This window comes from Sulfobacillus harzensis, from assembly GCF_012933365.1.
GTDB lineage: Bacteria > Bacillota > Sulfobacillia > Sulfobacillales > Sulfobacillaceae > Sulfobacillus_B > Sulfobacillus_B harzensis.
The window spans coordinates 1-8,325 of the sequence record NZ_JABBVZ010000128.1 but is presented as its reverse complement, the minus strand read 5'-3'; the positions used below and the strand labels follow the sequence as shown (position 1 = coordinate 8,325).

The window sequence follows — 8,325 nt, the reverse complement described above, 5'->3', positions numbered from 1 at the left end:
CTAGGAGCGAGGGTCACTTGACTTTCATCAGGGTCCGCCCCAGTCACCCGTGCGGGTGACTATTGGGACAGCCCCTTTTGGTGTCCCAACATATTTTTCATAATCTGGGGAAATCATGTCCTTATGATTGCAGCATGACAGCCGTCATCGTGAGGAGGATGTCGTGACCTGTCCGAATTGCGGACGAGACAACCGTCCTAATTCCCGATCCTGCCGCTTTTGCGGCCATACTCTCAAGGCCAGGCGTCGTCTTGGTTGGGGGCGGCTTGCCCTCGTGAGTATTCTGGCAACCTCTGCGCTGGGATCGTTTTTCGTGGGAAGCGTGGTCGTGCGAGCTCTACGTCACATGCCCTCCGTGGGCCACTTGGTGAGCGTCATGGATCGGGCCCCGAGTTCGGTCATTATCGACGCGAGCGGGCAGGTGGTGGCGCGGTTGGGATCGCCCCGAAAACAGCTCACCCCCACCGCTCAAATCGCCCCGGCCATGCGTACAGCCATGGTTGCCATCGAAGATCACAACTTCTATCACAATCCTGGCTTTGATGTGAAGTCGATTGCGCGGGCGGCGGTGGTGGATGTCCTTCACCACTCGGCTCGCGAAGGGGCAAGCACCATCACTGAACAGTTGGCCAAGAACTTATATCTTAGTGACCAAAAATCACTGGTGCGAAAGACCCAAGAGTTTTTGCTGGGGTTGCAGTTGGCGCACCGCTACACGAAGGACCAGATTTTGGACCTCTATCTCAACACGGTCTATTTTGGCCAGGGAGCGGACGGCATCCGCGAGGCTGCCCACGTGTACTTTGATACCACCCCGGCCAAATTGACGATGGCTCAAGCCACCATGCTGGCAGGACTTCCGCAGGCCCCCTCCCTCTATGACCCCTTGGTCAACCCCAATCTGGCGCGGGCGCGCCAGCAGCAGGTGGTCGACGCGATGATCCGATATCACGACATCAGCGCCCAACAAGGTCGGCATATTTTGCAGCAGCCGCTTCACTTTCATCCAGAGCCGGCTGCCAGCCTAGGCCAAGGCTTCCCCTACCCATGGTATGTGGATCAAGTCGTCAATCAGCTCGAGGCGCAAGGATTTACCATGAACCAAATTTTGAACGGAGGCCTCCGAATTTACACGGCGCTGCGTCCACAGGTCTATGATGCCGCCCAAAGAGCCGTCGACCAGGGAATGACAAGGAATTTTGGTTCGCCGCGCTATCTGTACCCGGCCCACCAGGCCGCAGCCGTGGTGATGAACCCGCATAACGGACATGTCTGGGCCATTATCGGCGGCCGCCGCCACTTTGCGTTTCGGCAAGACAATCTGGCCATCGACGCTGACCGGTCCACGGGATCTGCCATCAAACCGCTTCTGGACTATGCGCCGGCCTTAACCCGGGGATATACCCAAATGTCCGCGCTTCAAGATGTGCCCATCTTCCATAATATTGGCGGCCAAGCCTGGTGGCCATCTAATGACGATAACGTCTATCGAGGGTATCTGGACCTCCGAGACGCCTTGGCGATCTCCGACAATGACATCGCCGTTCATCTTCTGAACGATATTGGGCTCGCCTATGCGAAAGAGTTTCTAGCCCACCGCTTTGGCATCGCCATCCCTCAGGCTCAATCAGGTCTGGACGTGGCACTGGGGGTCGACACCAATCTATTAACCTTAACCGATGGCTACGCGGCCATCGACAACGGCGGCGAACGCATTCAGCCCGTCTTCGTCACCCGGGTGGTATCCCATCAGAAGGTGGTCTATCAGCCCAAGCCTAGCCACAATCGGGCGTTGTCGGAAGACAACGCCGCTATCCTGACGCAAATGATGGAACGTGTGTTGATGTCGAAAGCCTTAACCAATATTGGTCCTACCACCTACGCCACCGGCCATGCGCTCGGCATTGGCCGGCCGGCGGCGGCCAAGAGCGGCACCAGCAACAACGAGGCCGATGCGTGGTTCGTCGGGTTTGATCCGCAAATGGCGGTGGGCGTCTGGGAAGGCGACCGCCAAGGAGAGATCGCCCAGCCGTGGACCCAGTCGGGCCACGGCCCTGCCTACGGAGCAGTGGCCGCGGGACCCATCTGGCAGCAAATTATGACCGCGGTGAACCAGACACTAAAGATTCCCGCCACGCCCTTCTCCCGCCCCCCAGGCTTGGTCTATGTTCCTCGCGTCTCGATCACCTCCGGAAAGCTGGCCAGCCGCTGGACGCCCAAAGACAAGATTGAGGGGGCCTGGTTTGTCCGGGGAACTCAGCCTCAAACGCCGGACACCCGGTGGCGGCCGATTCGGGTCCCAGCCAGCGACCCCACGACGAGCTGGCACCCAGGCTGCGGCCCCTCGATTACCGTTCCTGCACTAGAGCGCGAGTCATCCTGGCATCCCGGCGTGCCCCGCCCGGCCGACGCCCAGTATTGGGCTCCGACCCATTCCTGTCACCCGTTCTTACACCTTCATCGGAGCCACTAGCATCTTTTTTTCCACTTGGCTTCGAAGACTATGACACCACGCCGGGAAACCCTTCGCCCGGCGTGGCTCGTTTGGCATCATCGGCACTTGGCGCGCATAACGTTTCAAAAGCACGTCGAAAGGCTGGTGGGACGGTGCGACGCACGATTGCCATCTGGATCTTGGTTGTGCTTGCGGTGGCCTTTTTGTACATTGGGGCCTCAATGCTGTGGTTCAACGTTCCGGCCCCGCTGATTGTCGGCATGCCACCGCTCGTCTTTTGGTTTCTTGTGGTACCGCTGGTCACTCCACTCCTCTTAGGCGCTCTCTATCTGTATGACCGACGCCATAATCCACAACAAGCCTACTTTACCGATCCCCCAGGTTAAGGAGGAAGATTGGATGGCTCAAGGCGCCTGGATTTTGCTCATTGCCCTTCTGGCGGTGATTGCCGTCACCGTCGGCGGCATTATCTATGGACACAGGCAGTCCCGCGACCTGAGCGGATGGTTGGTTGATGCACGCCGAATGGGTCCCTTCTTGGTGTGGTTTTTGCTTGGCACGGAGATTTACACGGCGTTTACCTTTCAGGGCTTAGCGGCTTATTCCTACGCCAACGGCTCAGCCGCTTACTACAATGTGGCATTGAATGACGTGGCCTACGCGCTCGGATTTTTTATCCTGCCTGCCTTTTGGCTCCTCGGAAAACGCTTTGGCCATGTGACCCAAAGCGACTTCGTTGCGTCTCGTTATCAAAGCCCGGGCTTGGGGATTTTCATTGCCTTCACCACAGCGCTCATCATGATTGGCTACATCGATCTGAATATTGAAGGTCTGGGGGCTGTCGTCACCGTCATCAGCGGTGGCAGCGTTCATGGGGTATGGCCGGATGTTTTAGGGTTTTTGGTGCTGGGGCTAGCGGTCACATTTGGCGGCATCCGCGGCAATGCATGGCAGTCGGCCATCAAAGACATCTTAATGTTTATCGCCATTCTCGCCCTCTTCTTTGTCGTGCCCAGCCACTTCTTTCACGGCTTCGGATCGATGTTTCAAGCTTTTCACCGGAAGCTGGCCAGCCGCATGGTGCTGCCGGGGATCAATCCAAAATTGGGCATCCTCTGGCTCATTACCACGGTCATGCTCACCAGCATGGGGCAATGGATGTGGCCGCAATGGTTCGGCATTGCCTATACAGCCCGCGGACCCCGCGCCTTAAAGTTGCAAGCCGTGTTCATGCCCCTCTATCAGTTGGTCAAGTGGATGGTCATTGTCATTGGATTTGCCGCGGTGCTCATTCTTGGCTTTCATAAGACCGAGGGAAACAATGTGGTCATGATGCTGGCGGGTCAAGCACTGCCATTCTGGATGCTCGCCCTCTTCACCATCGCGGCCGTTTTTTCCGCCATCATTCCGGCCGGCCCGATTATCATGACCTCGGCAGGCCTGTTGGCCCGAAACGTCTATCAAAAGCTGTGGCCCAAGACAACGGACGTCACCACCTACCGCTTGACCCGAGCCCTGGTCCTTCCCATTACCTTCTTGGCCCTGGTATTGGCCGAGGTAGCGCCCGCGCTAATTGTCGTGGTGCTATTGGTCGCCTATGACTTCATCGCTCAGTTGTTCCCCGCTATTGTCATTGGCGGGCTGTTTTGGAAACGGGCGACCAAAGAAGGGGCCCTGGCCGGAATTCTTGGAGGATGGATTGTGGCCGCGTGGGTGCTGCTCACCAAACACGATCCCTGGCATGGCATGAATGCCGGATTTATCGCCCTCCTCGTCAATCTGGTGCTCTTTTTCGGGGTGAGTCTTCTGACCCAGCCCGCCCCGCGGCCATTTCTCGACCAGTTCTTCGCGACAATCTATCCCAAAACCGATTCGGACCAGATGTAATGCGTCCGCATACCTGCGACGCGTTGAGGGGCCCTCATCCGGGGCCCCTCAACTTATAGATTTAGACCTTGGCTGTCATTGGGCGCTCACTTCCTCAGAATCATGAAGAAATGTCGCTCGGTGGGCCGCCGAGGGACCGTAGCGAGCCAGCGCCTCCCGATGCGCGCGGGTCGCATAGCCTTTATGCTGGTCAAAATGATATTGCGGAAAGCTCTCATGCAACTGATCCATGTATCGGTCACGCACAACCTTAGCGACAATCGAGGCGGCCGCAATGGAGGCGGAACGGGAATCGCCATGCACCAGCGATACGGTATAGTGCGGAGCATCCGGAAGCGGCATGGCGTCTGTCAACACCACATCCGGCATGATGCCTAGGTTTTGGATGGCGCGGCGCATGGCCAGCCGGGCCGCTTGGTAGATATTGAGGCGCTCGATGGTTCGGGGACCGCACGCTCCAACCCCGATGGCCTGAGCGCGTTGTTGAATCAAAACATAGAGGGATTCTCGCTGCCTTTGGCTAAGCCGTTTGGAATCGTCCAAGCCCTCAAGAGCGGGAGTTTCAGGGTCAAAAATTACCGCCGCGGCCACCACCGGGCCTGCCAAAGGCCCCCGTCCCACCTCGTCGGTACCCGCCACGATGAGTCCTTGACACCAGTACAACTGCTCAAACATGGTTAGGGAAGGCCAGGTTGGGTGGATCATGGAGCGGCATCCCCGGGTTGTTCAAGACTCAATCGCCCCAACGATGCAGTCCGGAATCCGGTAATCACCGCGTCCGCGGCCCGCTGGCGATCGACGGCGCCGCCCTTCACCAGAAATCCGCGTGAACGGCCCCATTCCACCCATCCTTCATCGTCCGCTTGGGGATAATACAACTGCCACACGCGCGACGCGATAAGTTCGGCGTCGCCCGGATCCAAGGGCACAACGCCGAGCAGCGCCAGGCGCCAGTCCCGGGATTTCGAGGGTGTCACGACGCCGGGCAAATCCAACCATTCCCAGCCGTCGTCGAGGCGAATCCATTGCGGTCCGCGAGTTACCCCCGGCTTTCCGCCGGTGCGCACCCGATTTTTTCCCACCATGCGGTTCAACACGGTCGACTTGCCCAAATTGGGCAAACCCACCACGGACAACCGATATGGAGGCTTAAGACGCTTGGTGATGGCGGCCTTCAGCTTCCCCTTGGCATCTTGAGACGACGCCGTCAGGGCCACGGCGGTAATGTTCTGGGTCTCGTACCAGGAGACCCAGGCGGCCGTCACCGCGGGATCGGCCACATCGCTCTTGTTCATGACTAAAATAAGCGGGGTACGCCCAATCCACGAGGCCAATGGCCGATGTCGGGTAAGCTCTGGTGCCCGTGCGTCCACCACCTCAATGAAGGCGGTGAGATACGGGGCCAGCTCCCGAATGGCCTTTTGGGTGACCAGCATGTGACCGGGGTACCATCCGCGACTCGACATTTAAAGCCACCGCATCTGGTTGAATGGCCACCAGATGACGAACGCCTGGCCCTTGAGATTCTTCTCCGGCAACAGGCCAAAGTACCGACTGTCATACGACACAGGGCGATTGTCGCCCTCCACCCACAAATACCCCTTTGGCACATAGCGGGGCGCCACGTTGATGGATTTACGGTATTTCAAAAAGGGCTCCGGATAGCGCTTGCCATTGATGTAGACCACGTTGTTTTTCACGCTGACGGTGTCGCCCGGAACGCCAATCACGCGCTTAATCCAGTCTTGGGTGGGATACACGGGGCTCTTGAAGACCACAATTTCTCCCGTCGTAGGTTTTCCAAAGACAAAGGCCAATTTGTTAACCAACACTCGATCCCCCGTGTAGAGGGTCGGCTCCATCGACGTACCCTTAACCTGATACGACTCAAAAACGAAGGTACGAATGACAAACGCGAGGACCAGGGCAATAACCAGTGTTTCGATGAGTTCCCGGGTTGCGCTTTTCTCTTTCTTTTCTGCCACACTGTCACCTCTTTGGGGATGGTGGGGGCGAAGACAAGTCTTCGCCCGCCCCTTAACGCCGCTCGCGAATACGAGCCGCCTTCCCCCGAAGTTGACGGAGATAGTACAAGCGTGCGCGGCGCACCCGTCCCCGGCGAACAACCTGGATCGACTCCAACCGTGGCGAGTGCAACAAGAAGGTCCGTTCCACCCCGACGCCATAGCTCACGCGGCGCACCGTGAAGGTCTTGGACAAGCCCTCTCCGCGCTTGCGGATGACCACGCCCTCGAACATCTGCACCCGTTCCCGGTTGCCTTCTTTAATCTTCACCGCCACCCGCACCGTGTCGCCCGGGCGAAATGCGGGAAGATCCGACTTCATTTGATCCTCTTCAATAAGCTTAATGTAATCCATCAGTATCCCTCCTTTCGTTCGCTAGGAGATCTGGCCGCCGTTCTTGTGTCCAACGACGTGCCATCTCCTCCTGATATTCGCGAATGGCTTGGTGATTGCCACTCAGCAACACCTCCGGCACCGCCAGCCCGCGATACTGTTCCGGTCGTGTATATTGCGGTCCCTCAAGCCATCCTTGGTCCCGACTGAAAGAATCGGACCGCGCGCCATCCGCCGCGCCCAGCACGCCGGGCAACAAACGCGCCACCGCATCCACCATGACCATCGCCGGCAATTCTCCACCGGTCAACACAAAATCGCCAATGGAGACCTCCTCGGCTCCCAAGAGCAATCGGGCCCGTTCGTCCAGCCCCTCGTAGTGACCGGCAATCACCACCAGATGTTGCTCGTGAGCCAATTCCTCCGCCATGCGTTGGTCAAAGCGGCGTCCTTGCGGCGAGGTGACAAGCACCCGTGCGGGAGCCTTAACATGCGTCATCGCCCATTCCACCGCCGGCACCACCACATCAGCCCGAAGCAGCATGCCCACGCCGCCGCCAAACGGATAATCGTCGGTTTGACGGTGAGGCCCTACGCCAAACGGCCTAAGCGGCACCAACCGGATGTCAACTCGCCCGCTTTGACGGGCGCGTTTTAACATACTGGCTCCGAACACCCCGGAAAACATCTCCGGAAACAACGTCACCACGTGGATAACCAGGCTCACTCGCTGATATCCTCCAGGCCGGGCAGAAGGTCCACACGCATTTCCCGTTCCAGAATGTCCACGTGTTTGACCACGGTCTTCAGGGCAGGAATTAACAGCGGCTTTTTACCTTCCCGCTCTACCTCAAACACATCATGTCCTGCACCCGTCCTCAGTACATGCGAAAGCCGGCCTAAAAACCGATTGGTGCTGTCCTCCCGCACCTCCATGCCCACTAACTGATGCCAATAATACTCGTCTTGGGGCAGTTTGGGCAAATCGGTCTCCGGCACCATCAAAATCGCCCCGCGCAGCGCTTCCGCCTCCTCGCGGGTGTTGATGCCCGCGATATGAATGACCGCCATGGGCGGTTGAAGCCGACTTGTCAGGACCGGGCGCGACCCTCCCAACACATCCACCGTCACCTGCTTCAATCCCAAGAGACGCTCGGGAAAATCAGTAGTGGGAAAAACCTTAACCGAGCCATCAATCCCAAAGGGCGACGTAACTTGCCCAATCATCACGTGGCCGGGCCATACATCGGCTGTCCTACGACTCATGAGCCTCTTTAGCCTGCTGCTTCAGCTGGTGCACACGGTTCAGCACCCCGGTTTTGCGAAGCAGCGAACGAGCCGTGTCGGTCGGTTGGGCGCCGTTGTTAATCCAACGAATCGCCTTCTCCTCATCAATCTTAATCACGGCCGGCTCTTTGGTCGGGTCGTAGTAACCAATCTCCTCAATGAAACGGCCGTCACGCGGCGAGCGAGAGTCCGCCACCACCACGCGGTAGAAGGGCCGCTTCTTGGCGCCCATGCGGCGCAAGCGAATCTTTACCATTGTCTAACCTCCTCGTATAAAAAGAATTAGCCTACTAGCCCAAGACCTTGGTCTCGGGGCTTGCCGCGTAGCGGCAAGCGGC

Annotated in this window: 10 protein-coding genes; 3 read left to right on the top strand and 7 right to left on the bottom strand. The window is 58.2% G+C overall.

All coding sequences use genetic code 11. From position 1 onward, the window contains the following. The first annotated feature begins 274 nt into the window (after positions 1-274). From HIJ39_RS20075 to HIJ39_RS20065, 3 genes are all read left to right on the top strand, one after another. A complete protein-coding gene (locus HIJ39_RS20075) occupies positions 275-2,473 on the top strand; it encodes a transglycosylase domain-containing protein (protein ID WP_169102824.1) in 2,199 nt (732 codons plus the stop codon). Positions 2,474-2,607: 134 nt separating this feature from the next. After that, on the top strand, positions 2,608-2,841 hold the full coding sequence (locus HIJ39_RS20070; RefSeq protein ID WP_169102823.1) for a hypothetical protein: 234 nt from the start codon (positions 2,608-2,610) through the stop codon (positions 2,839-2,841). 13 nt (positions 2,842-2,854) lie between these two features. Then, on the top strand, positions 2,855-4,342 hold the full coding sequence (locus HIJ39_RS20065) for a sodium:solute symporter family protein (protein ID WP_169102822.1): 1,488 nt from the start codon (positions 2,855-2,857) through the stop codon (positions 4,340-4,342). A 75-nt stretch (positions 4,343-4,417) separates the two neighbouring features. On the opposite strand, the gene HIJ39_RS20060 is transcribed toward HIJ39_RS20065, so the two are convergent. Genes HIJ39_RS20060 through rpsP form a run of 7 tightly spaced genes read right to left on the bottom strand, consistent with a single transcriptional unit; the run spans position 4,418 to position 8,243 of the window. Beyond that, entirely contained in the window at positions 4,418-5,047 is a 630-nt protein-coding gene (locus HIJ39_RS20060) for a ribonuclease HII (RefSeq protein ID WP_169102821.1), read from the bottom strand. Beyond that, positions 5,044-5,808 carry a YlqF/YawG family GTPase gene (locus HIJ39_RS20055; RefSeq protein ID WP_169102820.1) on the bottom strand — a complete coding sequence of 255 codons (765 nt, stop codon included), beginning with the start codon at positions 5,806-5,808 and terminating at the stop codon, positions 5,044-5,046. Before HIJ39_RS20055 ends, HIJ39_RS20060 begins: the two co-directional genes overlap by 4 nt. Continuing rightward, the gene (gene lepB, locus HIJ39_RS20050) at positions 5,809-6,327 is read right to left on the bottom strand and encodes a signal peptidase I (RefSeq protein ID WP_169102819.1); all 519 of its coding nucleotides are present in this window, start codon (positions 6,325-6,327) and stop codon (positions 5,809-5,811) included. A 52-nt stretch (positions 6,328-6,379) separates the two neighbouring features. After that, entirely contained in the window at positions 6,380-6,721 is a 342-nt protein-coding gene (rplS, locus tag HIJ39_RS20045) for a 50S ribosomal protein L19 (RefSeq protein WP_169102818.1), read from the bottom strand. Next, positions 6,708-7,427 (bottom strand): tRNA (guanosine(37)-N1)-methyltransferase TrmD, encoded by a 720-nt coding sequence (gene trmD / locus HIJ39_RS20040; RefSeq protein WP_338055254.1) that lies wholly within the window; start codon positions 7,425-7,427, stop codon positions 6,708-6,710. The genes rplS and trmD overlap by 14 nt, the downstream gene beginning before the upstream one ends. Then, complete coding sequence (gene rimM, locus HIJ39_RS20035; RefSeq protein ID WP_169102817.1) at positions 7,424-7,966, bottom strand: ribosome maturation factor RimM; 543 nt, start codon at positions 7,964-7,966, stop codon at positions 7,424-7,426. Before rimM ends, trmD begins: the two co-directional genes overlap by 4 nt. Next, positions 7,956-8,243: a 30S ribosomal protein S16 gene (rpsP, locus tag HIJ39_RS20030; protein ID WP_169102816.1), complete on the bottom strand. Its 288-nt coding sequence runs from the start codon at positions 8,241-8,243 to the stop codon at positions 7,956-7,958. The genes rimM and rpsP overlap by 11 nt, the downstream gene beginning before the upstream one ends. Between the last annotated feature and the right edge of the window lie 82 nt (positions 8,244-8,325).